The sequence below is a fragment of the Bacillus sp. LBG-1-113 genome (assembly GCF_020708615.1).
In the GTDB taxonomy this organism is placed as follows: Bacteria; Bacillota; Bacilli; order Bacillales; family Bacillaceae; genus Bacillus; species Bacillus mojavensis.
In genome coordinates, this window is the sequence record NZ_JAJFDG010000010.1 from 69,717 (window position 1) to 95,546 (window position 25,830).

General features: G+C 45.5%; 24 protein-coding genes. 2 read left to right on the forward strand and 22 right to left on the reverse strand.

Annotated features, from left to right (window positions below):
• Positions 1–63 precede the first annotated feature (63 nt).
• The 5 genes from recG to LJF29_RS18590 form a co-directional block, all read right to left on the reverse strand.
• Complete coding sequence (recG, locus tag LJF29_RS18570) at positions 64–2,112, reverse strand: ATP-dependent DNA helicase RecG (protein WP_010334214.1); 2,049 nt, start codon at positions 2,110–2,112, stop codon at positions 64–66.
• The gene (gene sdaAA, locus LJF29_RS18575) at positions 2,090–2,992 is read right to left on the reverse strand and encodes an L-serine ammonia-lyase, iron-sulfur-dependent, subunit alpha (RefSeq protein ID WP_029441254.1); all 903 of its coding nucleotides are present in this window, start codon (positions 2,990–2,992) and stop codon (positions 2,090–2,092) included. The genes recG and sdaAA overlap by 23 nt, the downstream gene beginning before the upstream one ends.
• 23 nt (positions 2,993–3,015) lie before the next feature.
• Positions 3,016–3,678, reverse strand: a complete 663-nt coding sequence (sdaAB, locus tag LJF29_RS18580; RefSeq protein ID WP_229150064.1) for an L-serine ammonia-lyase, iron-sulfur-dependent subunit beta — start codon at positions 3,676–3,678, stop codon at positions 3,016–3,018.
• A gap of 139 nt (positions 3,679–3,817) precedes the next feature.
• Positions 3,818–5,476 carry a DAK2 domain-containing protein gene (locus LJF29_RS18585; protein ID WP_229150065.1) on the reverse strand — a complete coding sequence of 553 codons (1,659 nt, stop codon included), beginning with the start codon at positions 5,474–5,476 and terminating at the stop codon, positions 3,818–3,820.
• Between the two features lie 15 nt (positions 5,477–5,491).
• Entirely contained in the window at positions 5,492–5,854 is a 363-nt protein-coding gene (locus LJF29_RS18590) for an Asp23/Gls24 family envelope stress response protein (RefSeq protein WP_010334211.1), read from the reverse strand.
• 278 nt (positions 5,855–6,132) lie between these two features.
• Between LJF29_RS18590 and rpmB the strand changes: the two genes are divergently transcribed.
• A complete protein-coding gene (gene rpmB, locus LJF29_RS18595) occupies positions 6,133–6,321 on the forward strand; it encodes a 50S ribosomal protein L28 (RefSeq protein ID WP_003221548.1) in 189 nt (62 codons plus the stop codon).
• A gap of 72 nt (positions 6,322–6,393) precedes the next feature.
• Here the strand turns inward: rpmB and spoVM are convergent, their stop codons facing one another.
• From spoVM to LJF29_RS18680, 17 genes are all read right to left on the reverse strand, one after another.
• Entirely contained in the window at positions 6,394–6,474 is an 81-nt protein-coding gene (gene spoVM, locus LJF29_RS18600) for a stage V sporulation protein SpoVM (protein ID WP_003221545.1), read from the reverse strand.
• An 83-nt stretch (positions 6,475–6,557) separates the two neighbouring features.
• A complete protein-coding gene (locus tag LJF29_RS18605) occupies positions 6,558–7,202 on the reverse strand; it encodes a thiamine diphosphokinase (RefSeq protein ID WP_229150067.1) in 645 nt (214 codons plus the stop codon).
• Between the two features lie 74 nt (positions 7,203–7,276).
• Positions 7,277–7,930, reverse strand: a complete 654-nt coding sequence (gene rpe, locus LJF29_RS18610) for a ribulose-phosphate 3-epimerase (protein WP_229150068.1) — start codon at positions 7,928–7,930, stop codon at positions 7,277–7,279.
• Positions 7,931–7,933: 3 nt separating this feature from the next.
• On the reverse strand, positions 7,934–8,836 hold the full coding sequence (gene rsgA / locus LJF29_RS18615) for a ribosome small subunit-dependent GTPase A (RefSeq protein ID WP_229150070.1): 903 nt from the start codon (positions 8,834–8,836) through the stop codon (positions 7,934–7,936).
• Positions 8,837–8,850: 14 nt separating this feature from the next.
• The gene (gene pknB / locus LJF29_RS18620; protein WP_229150071.1) at positions 8,851–10,797 is read right to left on the reverse strand and encodes a Stk1 family PASTA domain-containing Ser/Thr kinase; all 1,947 of its coding nucleotides are present in this window, start codon (positions 10,795–10,797) and stop codon (positions 8,851–8,853) included.
• Positions 10,791–11,555 carry a protein-serine/threonine phosphatase PrpC gene (gene prpC / locus LJF29_RS18625; protein ID WP_010334207.1) on the reverse strand — a complete coding sequence of 255 codons (765 nt, stop codon included), beginning with the start codon at positions 11,553–11,555 and terminating at the stop codon, positions 10,791–10,793. The genes pknB and prpC overlap by 7 nt, the downstream gene beginning before the upstream one ends.
• A gap of 6 nt (positions 11,556–11,561) precedes the next feature.
• Positions 11,562–12,653, reverse strand: a complete 1,092-nt coding sequence (gene rlmN, locus LJF29_RS18630) for a 23S rRNA (adenine(2503)-C(2))-methyltransferase RlmN (protein WP_029441251.1) — start codon at positions 12,651–12,653, stop codon at positions 11,562–11,564.
• A 3-nt stretch (positions 12,654–12,656) separates the two neighbouring features.
• Positions 12,657–14,000 carry a 16S rRNA (cytosine(967)-C(5))-methyltransferase RsmB gene (rsmB, locus tag LJF29_RS18635; RefSeq protein WP_168747789.1) on the reverse strand — a complete coding sequence of 448 codons (1,344 nt, stop codon included), beginning with the start codon at positions 13,998–14,000 and terminating at the stop codon, positions 12,657–12,659.
• Positions 13,987–14,940: a methionyl-tRNA formyltransferase gene (gene fmt / locus LJF29_RS18640; RefSeq protein WP_229150072.1), complete on the reverse strand. Its 954-nt coding sequence runs from the start codon at positions 14,938–14,940 to the stop codon at positions 13,987–13,989. The genes rsmB and fmt overlap by 14 nt, the downstream gene beginning before the upstream one ends.
• Positions 14,941–14,944: 4 nt before the next feature.
• The gene (gene def, locus LJF29_RS18645; protein ID WP_229150074.1) at positions 14,945–15,427 is read right to left on the reverse strand and encodes a peptide deformylase; all 483 of its coding nucleotides are present in this window, start codon (positions 15,425–15,427) and stop codon (positions 14,945–14,947) included.
• 26 nt (positions 15,428–15,453) lie between these two features.
• Positions 15,454–17,871, reverse strand: coding sequence for a primosomal protein N' (gene priA, locus LJF29_RS18650; protein WP_229150075.1), 2,418 nt, complete (start codon positions 17,869–17,871; stop codon positions 15,454–15,456).
• Positions 17,868–19,088 carry a bifunctional phosphopantothenoylcysteine decarboxylase/phosphopantothenate--cysteine ligase CoaBC gene (gene coaBC / locus LJF29_RS18655; protein WP_229150077.1) on the reverse strand — a complete coding sequence of 407 codons (1,221 nt, stop codon included), beginning with the start codon at positions 19,086–19,088 and terminating at the stop codon, positions 17,868–17,870. Before coaBC ends, priA begins: the two co-directional genes overlap by 4 nt.
• A gap of 79 nt (positions 19,089–19,167) precedes the next feature.
• Positions 19,168–19,371, reverse strand: a complete 204-nt coding sequence (rpoZ, locus tag LJF29_RS18660) for a DNA-directed RNA polymerase subunit omega (RefSeq protein WP_003221520.1) — start codon at positions 19,369–19,371, stop codon at positions 19,168–19,170.
• Between the two features lie 3 nt (positions 19,372–19,374).
• Positions 19,375–19,989: a guanylate kinase gene (gene gmk, locus LJF29_RS18665; protein ID WP_168747782.1), complete on the reverse strand. Its 615-nt coding sequence runs from the start codon at positions 19,987–19,989 to the stop codon at positions 19,375–19,377.
• Positions 19,990–19,996: 7 nt separating this feature from the next.
• Positions 19,997–20,266 (reverse strand): extracellular matrix/biofilm regulator RemA, encoded by a 270-nt coding sequence (remA, locus tag LJF29_RS18670; RefSeq protein ID WP_003154355.1) that lies wholly within the window; start codon positions 20,264–20,266, stop codon positions 19,997–19,999.
• Between the two features lie 76 nt (positions 20,267–20,342).
• Positions 20,343–21,218, reverse strand: a complete 876-nt coding sequence (locus tag LJF29_RS18675) for a YicC/YloC family endoribonuclease (protein ID WP_127695255.1) — start codon at positions 21,216–21,218, stop codon at positions 20,343–20,345.
• Between the two features lie 84 nt (positions 21,219–21,302).
• Positions 21,303–23,975 (reverse strand): calcium-translocating P-type ATPase, SERCA-type, encoded by a 2,673-nt coding sequence (locus LJF29_RS18680; protein ID WP_229150078.1) that lies wholly within the window; start codon positions 23,973–23,975, stop codon positions 21,303–21,305.
• A 121-nt stretch (positions 23,976–24,096) separates the two neighbouring features.
• On the opposite strand from LJF29_RS18680, the gene rqcH reads away from it, so the two are divergent.
• Positions 24,097–25,809, forward strand: coding sequence for a tRNA modification protein RqcH (gene rqcH / locus LJF29_RS18685; protein ID WP_229150079.1), 1,713 nt, complete (start codon positions 24,097–24,099; stop codon positions 25,807–25,809).
• The last annotated feature ends 21 nt before the right edge of the window (positions 25,810–25,830 follow it).

Consider the following 25,830-nt stretch of genomic DNA (forward strand, 5'->3'; position numbering starts at 1 on the left):
TATATAATTTCATAGATTGGAATGCAATGATTGTTTCTGGCTGAACACCAAAAACTTCATACCTCAGCTCAATTTTTCCCCGTCCATGACTCCGCTTTTCAGCAAATGCTCTCTTAGCGCCCCATATTCAGGGTCCTTCCAGAACACTTCCGAAGCCACAAGATTTGCAGCGTCCTGCCTTGCCGTTTCAAGCGCTCTGTAATCATGAACCATGTCCGCCACCTTAAACTCAGGCATTCCGCTTTGTTTTTTCCCAAAGAAATCCCCCGGGCCTCTCAGTTCCAAATCCTTTTCAGACAGTTCAAAGCCGTCATTGGTTTCCGACATGATTCTCATACGTTCTTTTCCTGTTTCTGATTTCGGATCAGCCATAAGAATGCAGTAGGATTGATGTTCGCCGCGGCCGACACGGCCGCGCAGCTGGTGAAGCTGGGATAAGCCAAAGCGATCGGCGTCGTAAATGACCATAATCGTTGCATTCGGGACATTCACCCCGACTTCAACAACAGTGGTTGATACGAGAATTTGACACGTATTCGCGCTGAATTCCCTCATCACCTGATCTTTTTCATCGGGATGCAGTTTTCCGTGCATAAGGCCGACGTTCCATGTTCCTCGAAACACCTCAGAGAGCATATTGTATACGTCTATGGCGTTTTGCACATCAAGCTTATCTGATTCTTCGATCAGCGGACAGATAATATACGCCTGTCTGCCCTGCTTTAATTCTTTTTCGACGAATGCCAGAATGCGGTCCAGCATGTCATGCTTCACCCAATAGGTTTCGATTTTTTTGCGCCCCGCCGGCATTTCATCAATGACGGAGACATCCATTTCACCAAAAACAGTGATCGCTAGGGTTCTCGGAATCGGAGTGGCTGTCATAAAGAGCACATCAGGATCCTGCCCTTTGTTCCGAAGCTTCTTCCGCTGTTCAACTCCAAATCGATGCTGCTCATCCGTGATGACAAGACTTAGCGCTTTAAACTCGACCTCATCCTGAATTAAAGCGTGGGTTCCTACAAGGATATCAATCTCTCCCTCAGCAAGCCGCTCAAGCAATTCTCTTCGGCGCTTCCCTTTTACAGAGCTTGTCAGAAGGGCGACATTGATATCCCACTTTTCAAACAGTGAAACAAGCGAATCAGCATGCTGTTCAGCCAGAATTTCTGTCGGAACCATAAGCGCTCCCTGATAGCCGGATAAGATTGCGGCGTAAAGCGCGATGGCAGCGATTGCCGTTTTTCCTGATCCGACGTCCCCTTGAAGAAGGCGGTTCATTCTGTATGGAGAAGACATGTCTGCTGTTATTTCGCGAAGCACCCGGGACTGGGCGTTGGTGAGGGGAAACGGGAGGCTTTTGACAAATTTCATGAGTTCTTCGTTTGAAAAACGCTGCCGTATCCCTTGTGACTGCTCTCTTTCCGCCTTTCGGAACGCTTGCATTTTCAACTGAAATAATAAAAATTCTTCGTAAACGAACCGGCGCCTGGCCAGCTTTAATGCCTCTCTTGTTTCTGGCTGGTGCATCGCTTTTAACGCCTGATGATAGTCCGGCAGCTTATAGCGGATTTTAAGATTTTCTGGAAGAGGATCAGGTATTGAGTCCGCATATTGGGTCAGCCCGTGCTGAATAAAACGTCTCATCATTTTGACGGTGACATTTTCTTTTACGGAATAGACTGGTTCAATGCTCTTATCCTCTTGATGCGGCCCATTTTTCAATTCCTGAACAGAAATGGTCTGACGGTGCTTGTCCCATTTACCGGAAATCGTCACGACAGATCCCAGCGAAATCTTTTTCTTTAAATAAGGACGATTAAAACAAACGGCGGTGATTAAATAATGGCCGACAAGAAGGCGAAATGTCAGCCTGTTTCGTTTTTTTCCGTAATAGGTAAGAGAAGGCTCTGAATGAACCTTCCCTTCAACTGTGACTCTTTCATCATGCTTTACTTCTTCTAAATCCCTCAGCTCGTAGTCATCATAGCGATAAGGGAAATAATTCAGAAGATCAGAAATGTCATAAATACCGAGTTCATTTAATGTTTTTTCTGTTTCCGGCCCAATGCCCTTAATGTTGGCTATACTAGTTTGCTGATGTTGTTTCACTTGAACCCAGCGCTCCTCCGAATATTTTTTTCTCTAATTCTCTTCCCGTCGGGGTTGCCGCTAAACCGCCCTGGCCTGTTTCTCTAAGTGCAGTGGGCATCGTTTGGCCGATTTTATACATTGCATCGATGACCTCGTCACATGGAATTCGGCTTGTAATGCCTGCCAATGCCATATCAGCAGCAATCATCGCGTTGGAAGCGCCCATTGCATTCCGCTTCACACAAGGCACTTCAACAAGACCCGCAACAGGATCGCACACAAGGCCGAGCATATTTTTTAATGTAATAGCCATGGCCTCCGCACTTTGCTCAGGTGTTCCGCCTGCCATTTCAACAATTGCCGCAGCTGCCATGCCCGAGGCAGATCCTACCTCTGCCTGACACCCGCCGGCAGCACCGGAAATACTTGCATTATTTGCTACGACAAATCCGAAAGCTCCGGCCGTAAATAAAAAGCGGATCATTTGTTCTCTAGTCGGGTTCAGCTTCTCTTTCACGGCAAATAACGTACCAGGCACTACACCCGCAGATCCGGCAGTCGGAGTTGCACAGATTGTTCCCATGGCTGCATTTACTTCATTTGTTGCGACAGCTTTCGATACTGCATCTAAAATCAGCGGTCCCGATAAGCTTTTTCCAGATCGAATATAGGCTTGCATTTTAACTGCATCGCCGCCGGTCAGGCCTGTTTGACTCGTAACCCCTTCAAGCCCTTTTTGAACCGCCGCTTCCATAACAGTCAGATTGTGATCCATCTGCTGAAAAATCTCTTCTTTTGTTTTTTCTGTTACTTCCATCTCTTGAGCGATCATTACATCAGAGATCAATATCTGCTTTTCTTTGGTAATTTCAATTAATTCCTTTACATTACGAAACATAACTGGCTCCTCCTGACCCTTCGCTAGTCAGCAATCTTTGTCACTTGAATAATGTTCGGCAGCTTCGACAGCTCGTCGAGAACGTGGTCGTCAATATTCTGATCGACCTCTATTGTCATCAGCGCAAGCTGCCCAATATCCTTGCGGGCAACTTCCATATGGCCAACGTTGATTGAGAATTTCGCAAGGACATTGGCAACACCTGCAATGGTGCCAAACTTGTCATTATGAACAACTAGAATGGCAGGGTGGTTTCCAGACAGACGGAGCTCAAAGCCGTTTAATTCTGTGATTTCAATTTTTCCTCCGCCTATTGAAGTTCCTGTCAGTTCAAGTTCTCCCTTACCATCAGAAATACTGATTCGAGCTGTGTTCGGATGAACCGGAACAGCGTCTTCGACTCGAAACTCTATATCAATTCCTTTATCTTCTGCAATTTGTATAGCGGTTTTAATCCGTTCGTCAAATGTATCAAAATCAAGCAGACCGCCGATGATCGCCACATCTGTGCCGTGACCCTTATATGTTTCAGCAAAAGAGCCGTAAAAGGACACAACGATGCGCTCAGGCTCTCTGCCAAATAAACTTCTGGCCACTCTCCCGATTCTCGCCGCTCCTGCTGTATGCGAACTGGACGGACCGATCATAACCGGGCCGATAATATCAAAAACGCTTCTGTATTTCATGCTATTCCTCCTTATGAAACAGAGCTTATAAGCGGCTTTGCTTCTAGACTAATTGATCGGATATAAAATGGCAAGCGGGCGCGTTACAGCGCTGCCGCACTTAAAAGCAGACATAAGAATAGAAGGGCAATTTGCCCTTCTATTCTGCAGAAACGATATACGAATACAGCGGCTGTTTTCCGTTGTGGATTTCAACCTCAATCTCCTCGTACTTTTCACTGAGATACGCTTCAAGCTCCTCAGCTTCTTCCTGGGATGCATCCTCACCATATAGGATAGTGACAATTTCGTCCTCTTCTCCGATCATTTCTGACAGCAGCATTTTCGCGGCTGACAGCTGATCTTCAGCAGTGCCGATAATCGTTCCATTCAGAATTCCCATAAAGTCGCCTTTTTTAATGTCTTTGCCGTCAATATGAGTATCTCTGACTGAGTATGTCACCTGTCCGCTTTTTACTTGCTGAATCGCACTTAGCATATTGGCTTCATTTGCTTCAGGTTCTTGATCCGGATTAAATGCCAGCAGTGCTGACATCCCTTGCGGAACCGTTTTGGCAGGAATGACAAAAACCCTATCACCCATCACACTTGCAGCTTGATTGGCAGCCATGATAATGTTGGAGTTATTCGGTAAGATAAACACAGCTTCAGCATTTACAGACCTTACAGCTTCGACAATATCCTCAGTGCTCGGATTCATCGTCTGGCCGCCTTCAATCACAACGGAAGCGCCAATGCTTTTGAATAGATCAGAAATGCCTTCTCCCATTGCAACAGTCACAATACCGTACGGCTGCTTTGCCGCTTTCTCACTGTGAGCAGGCTCGCTGTCCTGGCTGATGATGGAAGTGTGCTGCTCTCTCATGTTTTCAATTTTGATTTTAATTAATTCACCGTAGTTTTGGGCATAGTTTAACACGTTTCCCGGCTCTTCCGCATGAATATGAACCTTCGCCAGAGACTCGTCTGCAATAACCAAAAGAGAATCCCCAAATTGGCTGAGGTCATTTCTGAATGTGCCTTCATCGAATTCTCTTTTATTCTGATCGAGCCTTACCATCACTTCTGTACAGAAACCGAATTCAATATCTTCCGTATTCATCATACTCTGCGCGCTCTTATGATGCTCCGCGCTAACCATGTCATCAAGTGACGGGAGAACGGTTTTCTCAGAAACGGTCTCTCCTTTTAATGAAGCGAGGAAACCTTCATACACACAAAGCAGGCCTTTGCCCCCGCTGTCAACGACACCAACTTCCTTCAAGACAGGCAGCAATTCTGGTGTACGGTTTAAGGATGCCTCGGCTTCCTTTGTCACAGAAGTCATCAGCGCAATGATATCGGTTTCTTTTTCCGCCAAGGCCACCGCTTGTTTCGCAGCATCTTTTGCAACAGTTAAAATGGTGCCCTCCACAGGTTTCATGACAGCTTTGTAAGCCATATCGACACCGGCTTGCAGCGCGGCGGCAAACTCTTTTGCATTAATTTCTTTTTTTGTTTCGATGCTTTTACTGAATCCTCGGAACAATTGGGACAGGATGACTCCTGAATTCCCTCTTGCCCCCATGAGCAATCCTTTAGATAACGCGGAGCCCACTTTACCGATATCTCTTGTCTCCAAATGCTCCACTTCTCTTGCCCCGGAAGTCATCGACAGGTTCATGTTTGTTCCCGTATCACCGTCCGGCACCGGAAACACGTTGAGCGCGTCAACCGCACTCGCGTTTTGAGACAGATTCTGTGCTCCTGCAAGAATCATCTCGGCAAAGGTTTTGCCGTCTAATGTTCTGATAGACAATCCTACTCCTCCTAACTACGGGTTCGTCACTCGTACCCCTTGGACATAAATATTGACAGAATCCACTGCAAGTCCGACTGTTTGATTTACTGTGTACTTTACTTTTGTTTGGACGTTATGTGCCACTTCAGAAATTTTTGTGCCGTAGCTGACAATGATATACATGTCAATATGTATCTGTTCTGCTTCTTGGCGAACTTGAACACCTCTGCTGAAATTCTCTTTCCGAAGGATTTCAGTCAGTCCGTCTTTAATTTGGTTTTTAGAGGCCATTCCAACAATGCCGTAACAGTCAATCGCAGCTCCTCCGGCAACCATTGCAATGACATCATTCGATATATCAATCTGCCCGTATTTCGTTCTTAATTCAATGGACACACTAGTTCCTCCTTCGAATGCATAGAGTTACAGCTATTCTACTATATGAACTCCATTATGAAAAGAAAAGACGCGGCAATCGCTGCACGTCTCTTTACATATACTATAGCGCCGCTGTTTGTGCAAGATGTCAAGTGAATTTTCTTGAAAGATGATGAAACAATAGTTGCAAACGTTTTTTAGCTGTGGTAAATTATTTAAAGTATCCATATCGAAAGCATCTAAGAACATATGAAAGTGAAAAAGTAGATGTTTTGTGCAAGTGAGGAGGGAAACAAATGGCACGTAAATGCGTTATCACAGGTAAAAAAACAACAGCTGGGAATAACCGTTCTCACGCAATGAACGCTTCTAAGCGCACTTGGGGCGCGAATCTTCAAAAGGTTCGTATCCTTGTGAACGGAAAACCTAAAAAAGTATATGTATCTGCTCGAGCTTTGAAATCCGGTAAAGTTGAGCGTGTATAACAAAATGAACGCCTGCCCTGATATGTGGCAGGCGTTTTTATGTGGTGAAAGAGGGCTGTGAACCCCTGGGCTTTAATCTTTTCTAAATGAGCCCAGCATCGCCCGGACAATTCCTCCTAAAAACTTCGGCAATTTAATGGTGTAAAATTTCATTTTTGTCCCCTCCTATAAGTCCCGTAACCGCCTGTTCATCACTTTAAGGTTCATTAATTTCAACAAATGAGTGAAAGCACAAGCTAATCCGTGCTTCTTACCATTATTAATATGCCTTTCGCAAACGAAAAAGTACCTCGTGAATGAATGAGTTCGTTACTAATACATAGTGTTGAACCAAGCGTAATATGACACTTATTTAGCGGATATTTAAAACCGATGAGAGTCAGCTCATCCACTTCTTCTGTAAATGGAATGAAGGAGATATATCGTTTGTTTTGATCGATAAGAAGAGAATATTCGCCTGGAGAGAACATCTGAATATCATTCTGTTTGTCTATAAGCTTCATTTTCGAAGTTGTTTTTACTCCTCTGTACAGCAGCTGAATATTTCCTAAAAAGTGATCTGCTCTGCCGCCTGTAATACCGAAGATCTGAATCATATCCGGCTGCTTGTCCAGGGCCCAATCAAGAGCAAGGTCTAAGTCAGTTTGATCTTTTTCTGCCTGATACACATGGAGAGCGGGCGCGGCTTTTTCGATTTGCCGGCGTTCATGCTCTGTAATGCTGTCAAAATCTCCGAAGGCTTCATCAGGAATGATATCGGCATTTAAAAGCGTGACCGTTCCTTTGTCAACCCCGACCCAGATCGTGTCATCAGCCATATAATCAGTCAGGTCAGGGATTAAATCTTTTGGGCCTCCTGCAACGATATTGATTTTTCTCATCTCTTTTTCCTTTCTGCTTCTGGATACAGGAAAAAGAGCTCAGGCTAGATGCGCCCGGCTCTTTTTCGTGCTGCTTATTTCCTTCCCCTTATTTCAGAAATAGCTTTTTCGCGGTCAGTTTGGCCATAAACAGCAGAACCGGCAACAAGTAAGTTTGCGCCCGCTTCGATGACTAGCGGGGCTGTTTCTTTGTTGACGCCGCCGTCCACTTCAATTAGCAGATCATGTTTCCCTTTTTCCTCTGCCATACGTTTCACTTCTTTTATTTTCGGAAGAACAGAATGAATAAATTTCTGTCCGCCGAAACCAGGGTTCACCGTCATTAAGAGAACAAGATCAAGTTCTTCAAAAATATGCTCAATTACCTGAACAGGTGTATGCGGATTCAGGACAACTCCGGCTTTTACACCCTGCTCTTTTATAAGCTGGATTGTCCGGTGAAGGTGCGGACAGGCTTCAGCATGTACAGACAGGATATCGGCACCAGCTTTTGCGAAAGCCGGGATATAACGATCCGGCTCTTCAATCATTAAATGTACATCCAGCGGCAGTTTCGTCACCGGACGAATGGCTTCTACAATCAGCGGTCCAATCGTGATATTCGGGACAAAATGGCCGTCCATGACATCAACATGAATGTAATCGGCTCCGCCTTTTTCTACATCTTGAATTTCTTTGCCTAAAGCGGCAAAATCAGCGGAAAGAATAGAAGGTGCAACCTTTACCATGATCTAATACCTCGGCTTTCTATCTTTGATCTCTGTGATAAATTCAACATAATGGTCGTAGCGGTACTGCTTTAATTCCCCTTCTTCAACGGCTTGTTTGACTGCACATTTCGGCTCTTTCAAATGCAGACATCCTCTGAATTTGCATGATGCGCTTTTTTCTCTGATGTCAGGGAATGTGAAGCCCAGCTCTCCTTCTTCAATGTCTGTAAACTCAAGAGAGCTGAAACCCGGCGTATCCGCAACCAGACCTCCGGACGTGTGTATAAGCTCCACGTGGCGGGTTGTGTGCTTCCCGCGGCCTAAATGCTCGGAAATTTCGTTTGTTCTCAAACCCAGCTCCGGGCTGATCGCGTTGAGAAGCGAGGATTTCCCAACCCCCGACTGGCCGGCAAAGACTGTTGTTTTGTCGCGGAAATGCGGGACGATCTCCGTTAAGCTGTCTTGGTCCATAGAAGAGGTAAGATATACGTCATAGCCAATGTTCCGGTAGTCTTCAGCATACGCTTGAATGCGTTTTTGTGTATGTTGATCTTCAATTAAATCCATTTTTGTAATACAAATAATCGGCTGGATGTCATTCGCTTCTACGAGAACCAAGAAACGGTCGAGCAATACTGTGCTGAAAGATGGCTGCACCGCCGAGAAAACAAGCACCGCTTGATCAACGTTGCAGATCGGCGGCCTGATAAGTTCATTGGTTCTTTCTTTAATCTCTAATAGATATCCTTCTTTATTATTTTCAGCTTGATAAACAACATAATCACCGACCAAAGGGGTGATTTTATTTTTTCTGAAAATACCTCTTCCTCTGCATTGTATAACTTTTTCATTATTTGAACCGTCTGATTCATCCAGTACGTAATAAAAGCCGCTTAGCGCTTTAATAATTTTGCCCTCAGGCATATTTTCCCTCCTTGTTATTCATCTTTCGGATACTCAATTGTTTTGTAGCTGACGACTTTATTATTTACCATCACTTGATAGTACCCTTTTTGGCCAGGTTCAATCTTCAATTCGATCGTCCGTTCTACGGGCTCTTTAATCTTAAAATGTTCGTAAGTGTCAGAAATGCTGTGATCGGCGTCGTCAATCGCGATTTGCACCTCAAGCTCGTCCCCTTCGTTTTCCGGCTCATATGGAATCTTGACTTTTTCTTTCACTGTTTTCGCCGGCTTCTTCTCAGGTCCGAGAGAGAATGTCACTTCGACCTCATTTCCCGGCTTTAGCGCCGTTCCTGCTGCCGGTTTTTGTTTGACAACCTGTCCTTCCGGAACGTCATCTGAGTACGCTTCTTTTTCCACCAGTTTGAGCCCGTTATCTTCCAGATATCCCGAGGCCGCTTCTTTACTGTATGTTTTTAAGTCTCTGAGCGTAATATCTTCCGGCCCGATGCTGACTGTGAGCTTAATTTGATCTTCGTCCGGCACAAGCTCGGTCCCTGCTGTCGGATTCTGATCTATGACAGTGCCGGCGTCTTTCTCATCATTTACTTCATCCACCGTTACATTTTTAAAGCCCTGTTCCTTTAACACTTTTTTTGCCTTGTCGACTGATTGGCCCGTCACATCACCGATCTGCTTTTTTGCTTTACCTGAGCTCTTATAAAGCGTAACCGTTGCTCCTTCTTTAACAGTGGACTCGGCTTTAGGATCGGTTTTGACCATCAGGCCTTCTTCGATCTTCTCATCTGAGATTTCCAATACATCTGAATCTACCTGCAAACCTTCTTTTTCTAGAAGATCTGCCGCTTTTTCATATTCCATCCCTGCTACATCAGGTATTTTGACATCCTTAGGCATAAAAAGAGAAGGAAAAACAGTAACGGCTAGAACTCCTGCCGTGATAAAAACCAGGCATATGGTGAGCAGTATCCACGGCCATTTTTTTCTCTTTGCTTTTTTCTTTGTTTGGGTTTCTTGAGGAAATGTCATGTCAGCTTCTTTATCATGAGAAGCTTTTGCAATCTCTTCATCCTTAATAATCGGAATCGCTTTCGTCATTTCTTCATCATCATGAATCGTAAATTTCTTTTCGTTGAGCCTGTCAGCGTCAAAAGCTGTTCGTATATCTTCTTCCATATCTTCAGCAGTTTCATAGCGGTGAAAAGGATCTTTGGCGGTTGCCTTTAATATGATGTTTTCAACGCTTTGGGGTACTGAGGGATTCCACCTTTTCGCTGAAGGGGTTTCAGCCTGAAGATGCTTTAAGGCGATACTGACAGCCGATTCACCATCAAATGGGATTCGGCCGGTTAACAGCTCAAATAAGACAATCCCAAGCGCATAAATATCTGATTTTTTTGTGGCCAGGCCGCCCCGCGCCTGTTCGGGGGATAAATAATGGACTGAGCCCAGCACAGAATTGGTGTGGGTGATTGTTGTCGAAGTCAGTGCAGTCGCAATTCCAAAATCCGTTACTTTGATATTGCCCATATGATCAATCAAAATGTTATGCGGTTTAATATCCCTGTGGACAATATGATTTTGGTGGGCATGGGCAATGGCTGAAACAATTTGCTCCATGATGCTGAGCGCTTCTTTGGGGTGAAGCGGCCCGTTTGCTGTTATGTATTCTTTTAGCGTCATGCCCTCTACGTATTCCATGACAATATAGTAAATATCACCTTCCTCGCCCAAATCATAAATGCTGACAATATTCGGGTGATCAAGGCTTGAGGCCGAATGGGCTTCTCTACGAAAACGCCTAATAAACTCATTGTCATTCACATAGTCAAACCGCAGGATTTTGATTGCGACTTCACGATCAAGAATAATGTCCTCAGCTAAATAAACGTTGGCCATTCCCCCGCCGCCTATGACACGGAGAATCTGGTAACGCCCGCTGATTCGCTTGCCGATTAGCACTGATCTTCACCCTCTTCAACATGTAAAGCAAGCTCAAGCAACACTGCTGTAATATTGTCTTCCCCGCCATTCTCATTGGCTTTGTCTACAAGCAGGTTTACTTTTTCCTGAGGAGCTGAATCGCTTTGCAGGATGTCTTTTAATTCAGTGACTTCCACTTTATTCGTCAGTCCATCAGAACATAAAAGGAGTTTGTCTCCGGGTTCAATTTCAAAAGAACGTGCGTCAATACTGACGGATTGATCTGTTCCGAGCGCCTTCGTCAGCACATTTTTGCGTGGATGATGCTCAGCATCTTCTCTTGAGATTTCGCCGGTGCGAACCAGTTCATTCACCAGAGAATGATCCTCTGTCACCTGAACGAAGAGATCGTCCTGGAGCAAATAGCATCTGCTGTCGCCTATATGGGCAACGGAAACCGTTTTACCTGTAAAAAGAGCGCATACAATGGTTGTTCCCATGCCTTGGCATTCTTCGTGCGCTTGGGCATGATCGTAAATCTTGCTGTTTACCGCGAGAATCTGTTCAATGAGCCACTTTTCACATTCTGACGGCGCCGCAGGAATCGTATCTGACTCATTCCATTTCTCTCCCATGGCTTTCACAGCCATCTTGCTTGCAACATCTCCAGCAAGATGGCCGCCCATGCCATCAGCGACAACCGCTAATACAAAATCGTCTTTCCCCTTAAAAATACCCGCATCATCTTCATTATGCTGGCGGATTTTCCCTGTATCTGTTTTTAAGGCTGTTAACAACCCTCATCACCTCGTCTCGTCTTGACGCTCCTTCGCGCGAAGCTGACCGCAGGCTGCGTCAATGTCATGGCCTTGCTCTCTTCGAATCGTGACATTTACTCCGCGGGATTTCAGCGTTTTCTCAAAAGCAAAAATCTGCTCACGCGGTGTGCGGACGTAATCCCGTTCAGGCACATAGTTTACCGGAATCAAGTTCACGTGGCATTTTACGCCTTCCAGCAAGTCTGCAAGCTCTTCAGCGTGCTCAACCTGGTCATTTACGCCACCGAACAGACCGTATTCAAAGCTGATCCGGCGTCCCGTCTTATTAATGTAATATTTAACGGCTTCCATTAAATCAGGTAGCTTGTACGCTCTGTTAATCGGCATCAAACGGCTTCTGATTTCTGTATTTGGCGCGTGCAGAGAAATCGCAAAGTTAATCTGCATTTGCTGATCAGCGAATTCGTAAATTTTCGGGATGATTCCGCTTGTAGAAACAGTAATATGGCGAGCGCCGATATTCAGTCCCTTATCATGGTTAATGATTTTTAAAAAGGCAAGCATTTCGTTAAAGTTATCAAATGGTTCGCCGATTCCCATGATAACGACAGAGCTGACGCGTTCATCCGTTTCATCTAGCGCTTTTTGAACTTTCACCACTTGAGCGACAATTTCACCTGCTTCAAGATTTCGTTTTAAACCGCCGAGCGTTGACGCACAGAATGTGCATCCAATGCGGCAGCCGACTTGTGTCGTTACACATACAGAATTACCATACTCGTGTCTCATTAAAACAGTTTCGATTGTATAACCATCGTGAAGCTCGAATAAAAACTTCATCGTACCGTCTTGGGAAGTTTGTTTAACAGCCGTTTTCAGCGTCGTTAATACAAAATGAGTGTTTAATTTCTCACGCAGTTCCTTTGAGAGGTTTGTCATTTCATCAAAAGAAGTTACTCGTTTTTCGTATAGCCATTCAAAAATCTGTGCCGCGCGGAACGGTTTCTCCCCGTTGTCTGTCAGCCATTGTTTGATTTCGTCTAATTCAAAAGAATAAATCGAAGGACGTTCTGTCCGCAATTCTTTTCTGATCTTTGTTTTTTTTAATTCTGTCATTGCTTATCCCTTCTTTCTCATGCTGCAAATAAAGAAACCATCTGTTCCGAAATAATGCGGAAGGATTTGAAGCCTTCCATCCCGAACAAAGGGTCTCGCCTTTTCGGGCAGCCGCTTTTCAAGAGACAAATCGGGTTCAAAATCAGGATGTTCTTGTATAAACGCATGGATAACTTCTTCATTTTCTGTCCGATCCATTGTACACGTACTGTAGACAAGAGTGCCACCTTTTTTTACTAATGGCGCAATTTCCCTTAAGATAGACAGCTGGATTTCAGCAAGCCGGGAGCTGTCATTCGGGGTTTTGGTGTATTTCATATCCGGCTTTCTTCTGATCACGCCAAAGCCTGAGCATGGAGCGTCTACCAAAATACGGTCAAACTGTTCACTTTCAAATGTTTCTCCGGCTTTTCTCGCGTCCATTGTTTTCGCATCAATAATGGAAAGGCCAAGCCGTTCTGACGCTTCTTTGATCAGCTTCACCTTGTGTTTGTGAAGATCAAGCGATGTCACACTTCCCTTGTTCTCCATTAATTCAGCGATATGGGCTGACTTCCCGCCCGGCGCTGCGCACGCATCAAGCACCGTTTCACCTGGCTTAGGGTCAAGAGCCCGGGCAACCAGCATAGAGCTTTCATCCTGGATGGACACTTCGCCTGTCTGGAAGAAGTGAGTTCCGGCAATAGTTCCCTTTACAAGCTTCACAGCGTCCTCGGCGAGATCACCTTTTTCCGCTTCAATTCCTTCAGCTGCCATTTGATCAAGTATCTCCGCTCTGTCCGTTTTCATTTGATTGACACGCAGCGTTTGCTTAGGCGGAATGAGATGGATGCGGCAAATCTTTTCAGCCGCATCAAATCCGTATGCGGCTACCCACTCTTTCACGAGCCATTCGGGATGGCTTGTTTCTGTCGCAAGCCTGAGAACAGGATCTTCGATGGCGTCAAAGGAAGGGACTCCTTCACGCTGAATAGAGCGAAGCACGCCGTTGACAAATGAGGCAATCCCTTTATGTCCGCGGTTTTTAGCAATCTCTACCGCTTCATGGATGACTGCCCGGTCGGGAATTTTCTCTAAATATTCCATTTGATATAAGGACAGGCGGAGAAGCTGGATAACCCACGGCTTCACCTTTTGCGGCTTGTTGATAAACGGCTTGAGCATATAATCCAGCGCGATTTTGTTTTGCAATGTACCGTACACCAGTTCAGTCAAAAGTCCGCGGTCTTGATCGCTCAGTTTATTAGATTTAATAACCGATTTCAGAAGCAGGTTACTGTATGACTGATTTTGTTCTAATTTGACCAGCGCCTCCAGCGCAATATCGCGAACGCTATTTGTTTTCATTGTGCACTCCTAACATATCACCTGTCTCAACATGAGCGCCACGGACAAAGTCTTCGCCTCGCATGCGTTTTTTGCCGGCAGGCTGCAGCTCCGTTAATAACAGTGCCGTATCGTTTCCTGTGGCGACGATGATTCCTTCTTTTTCAATAGCAATGACTGTGCCGGGTTCAGCTTTTGCCGGCGCAGCTGTTTTCTTCGCTGCCCACACTTTCAGATTTTGACCATTTAAAGTCGTATAGGCAACAGGCCATGGGTTTAAACCTCGAACTTGGTTATAGAGCTCTTCTCCCGCTCTGGACCAGTCAATCAGCTCTTGTTCTCTTTTAATGTTTGGCGCATACGTCGCTTTCTCGTCATCCTGCTTTTCAGGTGATATGTCGCCGGCTATGACTTGAGGAACTGTTTCAGACAAAAGCTTCGCGCCAGCAACGCTTAATTTATCGTGCAGGGTTCCGACATTGTCGGTTTCTTCAATGTCTACTTCCACTTTTGAAATCATATCGCCTGCATCTAATTTTTCCACCATGTACATAATGGTAACTCCGGTTTTTTTCTTACCTTGGAGAATGGAATAATGGATAGGGGCCCCGCCTCTCAGTTCAGGCAACAGAGACGCATGAACATTAATGCATCCGTACTTAGGGCTGTCGAGTAGCTCTTTAGGCAGAATTTGCCCAAACGCTGCCGTCACAATAAGATCCGGTTGTAACGCCAGCACCTTTTCTATTTCTTCTGTCAGTCTGACTTTCTCAGGCTGAAGAACCGGGATGCCGTTGCGTAAAGCTTCTTCCTTTACAGGCGGAGGCGTGAGCACTTTTTTTCTGCCCTTCGGACGGTCAGGCTGCGTGACGACCCCCACTACTTCATATCCGTCATCTATCAGGGTTCTTAAAACAGGAACTGAAAAATCGGGTGTTCCCATAAACACGATTCTCGTCATCAAATCATCCTTCCATATCCGCTAGTTCATCTTCTGTATAATATTTGCTTATTTTTGATGTGAACAGCACGCCGTCCAAGTGGTCCATTTCATGCTGCACGGCTCTCGCGAAAAAGCCTCTCGCTTCAAGAATGAACGGTTTTCCTTGACGGTTATACGCCCGCACTTTCACATAATCGGCACGCGTGACCTCTCCATAGACGCCGGGAAAACTCAAGCATCCTTCAACTCCGGTTTGCTCGCCGCTTTGTTCAAGGATTTCCGGATTTACAAGATCAATTCTGCCGCTTTCCTCTCCGATATCAACAACAGCCGCTCTTTTTAAAATACCGATTTGCGGCGCTGCCAGTCCGACTCCATCCATTTCAAGCATGGTATCGTACATATCATCAAGCAGTTTTTTTAGCTTTTTATCAAAAACAGTCACGGTTTCCGCAGGCGTTTCCAAAACCTCCGCGGGATGTGTGACGACCTTTTTCACTGCCAATTCATTACCCTCCAAGACGTGAGATCTTACATCATCATATAAGGATTCATATCAATTGAAATCATTACATGCTTTTGTTCAATTTCGCGTTTATAATGTTCCAGTATCTTCTTCAATAAAGCTGATATCTGGGTTTCCTGTTTGTATTTTATCACGCATTGATAGCGATATCTATCTTTGATCCTGGCGATCGGCGATGCGCTTGGACCGAGTATTTTCGTATCTGCCCCGCAGTTTGCTTTCAGAAAGTGTGCGATTTTCTCAGCCGTTACAGCCGCTTTCGCCACTTCCTCGTGAGAAACCGTCACAAGAGCCAAATAGTAATACGGCGGGTAAGATTGCTCCCTCCTGTGTGCCATTTCTTGCTGATAAAACGTTTCATAATCATGCGTTTTCGTCAGCTGGATGCTGTAATGGGACGGTGTGTACGTTTGAATAATGACATTGCCGGGTTTTTCATGTCTTCCCGCGCGGCCGCTGACTTGCGTTAGCAGCTGAAACGTTTTTTCGGCAGATCTGAAATCAGGAATGTGCAGTGTTGTGTCAGCGCTTAAGACTCCGACAAGTGTCACATTCGGAAAATCAAGCCCTTTCGCAATCATTTGCGTTCCAAGAAGTATATCTGCTTTGCCTTCTCCGAAAGCAGACAATAATTTTTCATGGGCACCTTTCCGAGAGGTCGTATCAACATCCATCCGTATGACTCTTGCATGTGGCAGCACCTTTGTTAATTCTTCTTCTACTCTTTGTGTTCCCGTTCCGAAAAAACGGATATGATCGCTTCCGCATTCGGGACAAGTATGCGGAACAGGTTCTTCATGTCCGCAATAATGGCATTTCATCCTCTGGCCGGAACGGTGATACGTCATGGAAATGTCGCAGTGAGGGCATTGCGGAACATAACCGCAGTCCCTGCACATCACAAAGGAGGAATAGCCCCTTTTATTTAAAAACAGCACAGCCTGTTCACCCTTGGCAATGGTTTCTTCAAGCTTTTCCATCAATTCTATTGAAAACATAGAGCGATTGCCGTTTCTGAGCTCCTCTCTCATATCCACAAGCGAAACCTCAGGCATCACTTGGTGATTGACGCGGTGTTTCAGCGAAAGCAGCTCGTACACTCCTTTTTGCGCCCGTGCATATGACTCTAGCGTCGGTGTAGCACTACCTAACACCACCGGACAGCGGTGGTGCTCCGCCCGCTTGATCGCTACTTCTTTTGCATGGTATCGCGGCATTTCCTCTTGTTTATATGACGATTCATGTTCCTCATCGATGATAATCATCCCGAGATTTTCAAACGGGGTAAAAATAGCGGACCTCGCGCCCACGACAAGCCGCACTTCCTTGCGGTGGATTTTGCGCCACTCGTCATACTTTTCACCAGTGGATAACCCGCTGTGCATCACGGCTACCTGAGAGCCAAAACGCCCTTTAAAGCGATGAACCATTTGCGGCGTTAACGATATTTCCGGTACAAGTACGATGGCTTCTTTTCCTTTCGCAAGCACTTTTTCAATCGATTGGAGATAAATTTCCGTTTTGCCGCTTCCCGTCACTCCGTGCAGGAGAAACACTTGATGTTCATTGTTGTCTAACGTCCGGCGTATCTGCTGAAAGGCCGCGCTCTGCTCGTCTGTCAGCGGCAGCGGTTCTGTTTTTTTGAACATTTTGTCCTGATAGGGGTCTCTGTAAACCTCTTCATAGGTTTCTTTCAGAAGCCCCTTTTGCATCAGGGTCTTGATGGTGGCCGAGCTTGCGTCTGTTTTTTTGCACAGGTCCGCAGCAGGTATTTTCGTGCCTTCCGGTTCCGTCATGAAAAAGTGCAGGATCGCCTGCTGTTTGGCCGCTTGTCGGGATAAACCCTCTGCCTGCTTGGAGAGCTCTTCTTTACCGGCATTGGCCTGAATATACCTGACCATTTTTTTGTTCGCTTTTTGCGCCACTTTATAAGTTACATCGATATGGCCTTTTTGAATCTGCTTCTGGATGATTTTCAGCGTATCGTGATCAGGTATATCGGAATACAGCAAGCTCTTTGTTTCAGAAAACAGCCGTTCTACCTGCGGCGGGATATCCGCACCCTCCGCGATTTTCAGCTCTTTTTCGTATTTCGCTTTAAGTGCGGCAGGCAGCATCGCTTGAAGCGCCGTTATTTTAAAAGACAGCGTTTTGTCTGACAGCCATGACGACAAATTCATCAGCTCTTCTGTCAAAACAGGCGTAAGATCTAATAAATCCTCCACTTCTTTAACAGATTTACCTGAAAGATCAGACGTTTCTTTGACAGCTGTCACAAACCCTTGAATTTTACGGGGGCCAAACGGAACAATGACCCTCATTCCCGTTTTGATCATACCTTTAAGATGGTCTGGGATTTTGTAATCAAACGGCCTGTCTATATTTTTGGTGCTGACATCTACGATGACTTCGGCAAAATTCATGAGGGCTCTCCGGTTTGTTTTAAGAGCGCTGCGATTTCTTCAAAAATGTCAAAAGAAACATCGAGCTTAGACATCTTCGGAAGCTCGCGTTTGCGCCCGTCTTTGAAAAAGAGCGTCACGATATTCGTATCAGCACCAAAACCGGCCCCTGCCGCTTTCACATCATTCGCCACAATCATGTCAAGATTTTTGGCAGAAAGCTTTTTGCGGGCGTAATGTTCCACATCTTGTGTCTCAGCAGCAAAACCGACTAACAGCTGATGCTGTTTTTTCTCGCCCAATTCTTTTAAGATATCGACTGTTCTTTTTAATTCAAGGGTCATTCCGCCGTCTTGCTTTTTCATTTTTTGGTCAAATACTGTTTTTGGCGTAAAATCGGCAACAGCAGCTGTTTTAATGACGACGTCGCTTCCCTCATACACAGAAAGCACTGCATCGCGCATGTCCGCAGCCGATTGGACCGGGATAAACTGAGAAAGCCCTTTAGGGACATCAAGCGAAACCGGCCCTGAGATCAAGGTCACGTTTGCACCGAGTCGCACCGCAGCCTCAGCTAATGCGTATCCCATTTTACCCGTCGATTTATTCGTGAAAAAACGTACAGGATCAACTGCCTCCCGTGTCGGGCCTGCTGTAATCACAACATGTTTCCCTTCTAAAGGCGCGTTTTTTTCCTCTGCAAAATGCTTTTCCGCAAGCTTCACGATGTTTTCGGGTTCTTCCAATCTTCCTTTTCCGACGTAACCGCATGCTAAATAGCCCTCGCTCGGCTCAATAAAACGAAAACCATCCTGATATAGGACAGAAATATTGCGTTTGACTGCCGGATGATCATACATATGAACATTCATGGCGGGCGCAATCCATACCGGAGCTGTTGCCGCTAACAAGGTTGTTGTCAGCATATCATCTGCAATGCCGTTGGCCAATTTACCAATCACATTGGCCGTAGCCGGCGCTACGATAATCAGGTCGGCCCAGTCAGCCACGTCTATATGAGAGATGACGCTTGGATTTTGTTCTTTAAATGTATCTGTATATACTTCATGGCGGCTCAATGCCTGAAATGTCAGCGGTGATACGAACTGGCACGCAGATTCAGTCATAATGACTTTAACATTTGCCCCCGCCTGCACCAGTTTGCTTGTCAGCGCACAGGCTTTATAAACAGCGATGCCTCCGCTCACGCAAAGTAACACATTTCGATTGTTCAGCAATGACTTCTCCCCCTCTGCAATATAAAAACAGCACGGAAAAAAATAACAACCTACATGATATAGGTTGCTACTTGTGCTACTATTCGCGGTCTTCCTTTTCAAACGAAAGCAGGCCTGCATCAATTTCTTCTAAAGCTTTGCCCACATATTTGTGTGAAATCGTATGTTCAATCATCTGGTCTTTTTTGATTTGCATTTCACGCGCGCGTCTAGCAGAAACGGTTACGAGCGTGTATTTTGAATCCAATTTATTCATTAATGAGTCAATTGACGGATCTAACATCAGTTATTCAACCTCCAGCATTTTCTTATATCTTGGTGCAACGCGCTCACGCTTCAAATGTTCCGCGAGAACGATTGCTTTGATTTTGTCGCAAGCCGTTTCGATATTATCATTTTCCACAACGTAATCATATGCGTCCATCATTTCGATCTCAGCTTTTGCGGCTTTCATGCGATTTTCAATCAGAGCATCTGTTTCCGTTCCTCTTGTCACAATTCTGTTCTTCAGTTCAGAAAGACTTGGAGGCGCAAGGAAAATAAACAAGCCTTCCGGGAAAGCATTTCTCACTTGAAGAGCGCCTTGAACTTCGATTTCTAAAAAGACGTCTTTTCCTTCTTGGAGCGTCTGTTCAACATAATCGACCGGAGTGCCGTAATAATTGCCGACATATTCTGCCCATTCAAGCAGCTTATTGTCTGCAATCATTTGCTCGAATTCTTCTCTCGTTTTGAAAAAATAATCGACTCCGTTCACTTCGCCCTCACGCGGGTTTCTCGTTGTTACTGAAATCGAATACTCGAATTTTGTGTCTTCCTGCGAAAAAATCGCTTGCCGAACCGTTCCTTTACCAACTCCTGAGGGACCTGAGAGAACGATTAATAACCCTCTTTCTTTCATGCGGCAATTACCCCTGCCCTTCATCCATAATTTCTTCTTTAACAGAAAGTCTGTGTGCAACTGTCTCAGGCTGGACGGCAGATAAGATAATGTGATCACTATCCATGACGACAACTGCACGGGTTCTTCGTCCGTATGTAGCGTCAATTAGCATTCCGCGGTCTCTTGCATCCTGGATCATCCGTTTGATTGGCGCAGACTCCGGGCTGACAATCGAAATCATCCGATTGGCGGAGATAATATTGCCAAATCCGATATTAATCAGTTTAATCGTCATCTTCTACGTTCCCCCTGTAAAATAGACGTCTCTAGTTTAACCTAGCAAGTCCGTCTGTAAACAATACGCACAGTTACTATTCTATATTTTGCACTTGTTCTTTTATTTTTTCAATAGAACTTTTCATTTCGACGACAAGCTTTGTGATCTGGTGATCATTTGCTTTTGAGCCGATTGTATTTGCTTCCCGATTCAGCTCTTGGACAAGAAAGTCGAGTTTGCGCCCGACAGCTCCGCCTTCAGCTAATATATCACGAAACTGAGCGAAGTGGCTCTTCAGCCTTGTAATCTCTTCTGTAATATCAGAGCGATCTGCAAAAATAGCGCATTCTGTAACCAGCCGGCTCTCATCCAACACGTCTTCGGTCCATTCCTTTATTCTGGCGTAAAGCCGTTCCCTGTAACGAGATACCGCATCGGCTGCCAAAGATTCGGTCTTTTCGGCCAGCTCTTCAAGCTGGTCAATATGCATCAGACAGTCTTTGGCTAGAAGCAGCCCCTCTTTTTCGCGCATCTCACAGAGTCCTTTTACAGCTTCCTCTGCAGCAGCTGTTATTAACTCCTCAAGCTTTTCGCTTTGTGTCTGCTCCTCATGAATCTGGACGACATGTTCAAGCTTGAAGAAGTCCATGACATCAGGCTCTGCGGACAATTGATATCGCTTTTTCATATCCTCTGCAGCTGCGACAAACTCATCGAGCAGCGGCCAATCAATGTCAAGCCTTCTCTCTACGAGCATATCACTGTCAACGGAGACGAAAAGCTCAATTCTTCCGCGCTGTATGTACTGCAGAATCGTCTGTTTCAGCTTATCTTCTAAATATAGCAAAGGCCTTGGCAAACGAGCGTTCACTTCTTTAAACCTGTAATTCACAGATTTAAGTTCAACGCTTACAGAGAGATCATCTTGTGTTTTGCTTGCACTGCCGAAGCCTGTCATACTCCGTATCATAAATAAAACACCTAATTTCTTCCCTGTTCTCAAAATAAAAGGGCAATAGACATGCTATTACCCCTAAGATTATATCATATGCATTTATTTTTTTCTTGTCAAAAGTGACCCCGCCAGCAAAAAAGTAGGGATGGCCGACATGCCGATGACAAGCATCCAGTCTCCCGGCGTGATGGCAACCGTGTGGAAAATTGGTTGGAGCGGCGGATAGTAAATAACCACCAGCATCAGTAAAATTGATGACAATACAGCGCCGATCAGATACAAGTTTTCAAACGGATTTCTGGAAAAAACAGATGTTTCGCTCCGGCAGTCAAATACGTGAATAAGCTGAGCCAGCACCAACGTTGCAAACGCAATTGTCTGAGCATAAGACAAATTCTCAGGATTGCGGTGATACACGATGATAAAAGCCAAAATTGTAGCAGCACCAATTAAAAATCCTCTGGAGACCACCTTCCATCCAAGCTTGCGGGCAAACACCCCTTCTTTCGGGTGACGCGGCTTCCGCTTCATAACGTCACCTTCCGGCTGATCCATGCCGAGCGCCATCGCCGGCAATCCATCTGTCACCAAGTTGACCCACAAAATCTGAATCGGCACGAGCGGCAACGGAAGGGCAAGCAGCATGGCGAAAAGCATGACCAGAATTTCTCCTACGTTAGAAGCCAGCAGGTATCGGATAAATTTTCTAATATTTTCATAAATATTTCTGCCTTCTTTAATCGCCGATTTGATGGTTGCAAAATTATCATCTACGAGAATGAGGGATGATGCTTCCTTCGCCACATCCGTTCCTGTAATCCCCATGGCAACGCCAATGTCAGCCTGTTTGATAGCGGGAGCGTCATTGACGCCGTCTCCTGTCATCGCAACGATATGTCCGTTTTCCTGATACGCTTTAACAATTTTCAATTTGTGCTCAGGAGAAACGCGGGCAAACACATACACATCCTCCACTACGTCAGAAAGCTCTTCTTGTGAAAGCTCATTCAACATCTGGCCGTCCATGATTTTTCCGTTTTTCGGGAGGAGACGCAAATCTTTTGCTATAGCTTTTGCTGTCTCAACATGATCCCCTGTAATCATGACGGTCTTAATTCCCGCTTCACGGCATTCTTTAATCGCCTGTCTGACTTCAGGCCGCGGCGGATCAATGATGCCTGAAAGGCCAAGCATTGTCAGATCTTTTTCCGCCTGCTCCATTGACGGTGTTTCCCCTGCTTTTACCGGTCTATAGGCAACAGCAATCGTCCGGAGCGCCTGGGAAGCCAGCTGCCGTAATACTGCCTCTGTTTCTGCTTTTCTCTCATTTGAGAAAGGGGCGGCAGAGCCGTCATAATAAATACGGTTGGACCGCTGCATCAGGACATCCGGCGCGCCTTTCGTAATGATATAGCGCTTTTTGTCCTGATCCTCTACAATGACGGTCATCATTTTTCGTGCTGAATCAAACGGAAACTCCTCAACCACCCGGTAATGAGATTCCACAAACTCCTTTGAAAAGCCGCCTTTTCTTGCCGCAGTGAGCAGCGCCCCCTCTGTCGGATCTCCGTCAAGCACATAGTCACCGTTTCTTTTCTCAATATTCGAGTTGTTACAAAGCGCGCCGAATAACAGCATTTGCTCAAGCGGCTTATGCTTATTCACACTGACCTCTTTATCGTTCAGTGTGAAGCCTCCTTTCGGATCGTAACCCGTGCCCGACACTCTCCATGTTTTTCCTCCGGACCATACATGTGTGACCGTCATTTTGTTTTGCGTCATCGTTCCTGTTTTATCTGAACAAATAATAGAGGCACACCCAAGCGTCTCAACCGCTGGAAGCTTTCTCACGATTGATTTTTGCTTGATCATACGCTGTACACCCAATGACAGCGCTACTGTCACAATGGCTGGAAGCCCTTCTGGAATGGCGGCTACCGCTAGTGAGACACCGGCTAAAAACATACTGTACAGATCGTGTCCCTGGATCACGCCGACAGCGACAACGAGTACGGTGAGCAGCAAAGCGACAACAATTAAAATTTTTCCGAGCTGCTCGAGCCTTCTTTGCAGCGGGGTCGACAGAGTTCCCGCCGATTCAAGCATGTCAGCGATTTTCCCCATAGCCGTGTTCATTCCTGTACCGACGACAATACCCACACCGCTGCCGCGGGTGACGATGGTTCCCATAAAGGCCATATTCGTAATATCCCCCAGCGACACATCGGGTTTTTTCAATTTATCCGCATGTTTCACAACCGGGATTGACTCTCCGGTTAACGCTGATTCTTCAATTTCCAGGCTTTTCGCTTCGACAATCCGGACATCTGCTCCAATCCGGTCGCCGCTTGTAAACTTCACAATGTCGCCCGGCACCAGTTCTTTAGAAGGAATCTTTGTCCAGCTTCCTTCCCTGAGCGCCATCACATGAGGAGTTGACAACTCTTTTAATGCCTGAAGAGATTGCTCTGCACGCCGTTCTTGAAAAAACCCAAGTATGCCATTCACAAACACAATCGCAATAATCGCAACCGCATCCACATATTCACCAAGAAACCCTGAAATGAGTGTTGCCGCAAGCAGCACAAGCACCATAAAATCTTTAAACTGGGCTAAAAACAAAATAAGCGCTGATGTTTTTTTCCCTTCTTGAAGCTCGTTTGGCCCATGCTTGTCGAGGCGTTTTTTCACCTCTTTTTCAGTTAATCCTTGTTTCATGGACGTATTTGTTGCCTCTAATAAATCTGTTTGTCCCATTTCATGAAACTTCATTCCGCTCGTCCACTCCCCTGCTCTCTTATAGAGATATCACTCTATAAGCATGCTTATTCTGACTCGTCCCATTTCATGCTATAATTATCGAATGCAGGAAGAATGAGAGGGTGTATTATATATGTCGTTTGATGGCATGTTTACATACGGAATGACACACGAACTGAACGAGCGAATAATGGGCGGACGGATCACGAAAGTCCATCAGCCTTATAAGCACGATGTGATTTTTCACATCCGTGCCAATGGAAAAAACCAAAAACTTTTATTATCGGCACACCCAAGCTATTCACGGGTGCATATCACGGCCCAAACGTATGAAAACCCGAGTGAACCACCGATGTTTTGCATGCTGCTGAGAAAGCATATTGAAGGCGGATTTATTGAAAAAATTGAACAGGCGGGGCTTGACCGCATTATGATTTTTCATATTAAAAGCCGCAATGAAATCGGTGATGAAACGCATCGAAAGCTTTATGTCGAAATTATGGGCCGCCACAGCAATATCATTCTGACGGACGGAGAGGAAAATGCGATCATCGACGGGCTGAAACATTTATCTCCGTCAATGAACAGCTACCGTACCGTACTGCCGGGCTATGATTATAAGCTTCCGCCGGCCCAGGATAAGATCCCGCCGCTTGAAGCAACTGAAGACGACATTTTGCGTCATCTCAGTTTTCAAGAAGGGCGGCTAGATAAACAAATTGTTGACCATTTTTCCGGTGTTTCTCCGCTGTTCGCAAAAGAAGCTGTCCACAGAGCGGGCCTTGCCAACAAAGTAACACTTCCAACCGCGCTGCTGGAGCTCTTCGCAGAGGTAAGGGAGCACCGCTTTATCCCTAACATTACGACTGTTAACGGGAAGGATTATTTTTATCTGCTGGAGCTGACTCACCTTAAAGGAGAAGCACGCCGCTTCGATTCATTAAGTGAGCTGCTGGACCGCTTTTATTTCGGAAAAGCTGAGCGGGACCGGGTTAAACAGCAGGCCCAGGATCTTGAGCGTTTTGTTGTGAATGAACGGAAAAAGAACGCTAACAAAATCAAAAAACTGGAAAAAACACTGGAGTATTCGGAAAACGCTAAGGAATTTCAGCTTTACGGGGAGCTGCTGACTGCAAATTTATATATGATGAAAAAAGGCGACAAACAGGCTGAAGTCATCAACTACTATGATGAGGAAAATCCGACAATTACCATCCCGCTGAATCCGAACAAAACGCCTTCAGAGAATGCGCAGGCCTATTTCACTAAGTATCAGAAGGCGAAAAACTCAGTTGCGGTTGTCGAAGAACAGATCAGGCTGGCACAGCAAGAAATTGAATACTTCGACCAGCTGATTCAGCAGCTGTCGTCCGCTTCTCCGCGTGATATCAGTGAAATCAGAGAAGAGCTTGTGGAGGGGAAATATTTACGTCCTAAGCAGCAAAAAGGACAGAAAAAACAAAAACAGAACAACCCTGTTTTAGAAACATACGAATCCTCTTCCGGTATCACTATTTTAGTCGGCAAAAACAACCGCCAAAACGAGTATTTAACGACCAAAGCAGCAGCCAGAGACGACATATGGCTTCACACGAAGGATATTCCGGGCTCCCATGTCGTCATCAGAAGCAGCGAGCCTGATGAACAAACAATTATTGAAGCCGCCACAATCGCAGCTTATTTTTCAAAAGCAAAAGATTCAAGTTCTGTGCCTGTTGATTATACAAAAATCAGGCATGTCAAAAAGCCGAACGGCGCAAAGCCAGGCTTCGTGACTTATGACAGCCAGCATACCGTCTTTGTCACACCTGATGCGGATACTGTCATCAAGCTGAAAAAAAGCTGAGCAGCACAAAGAAAAGCCAGA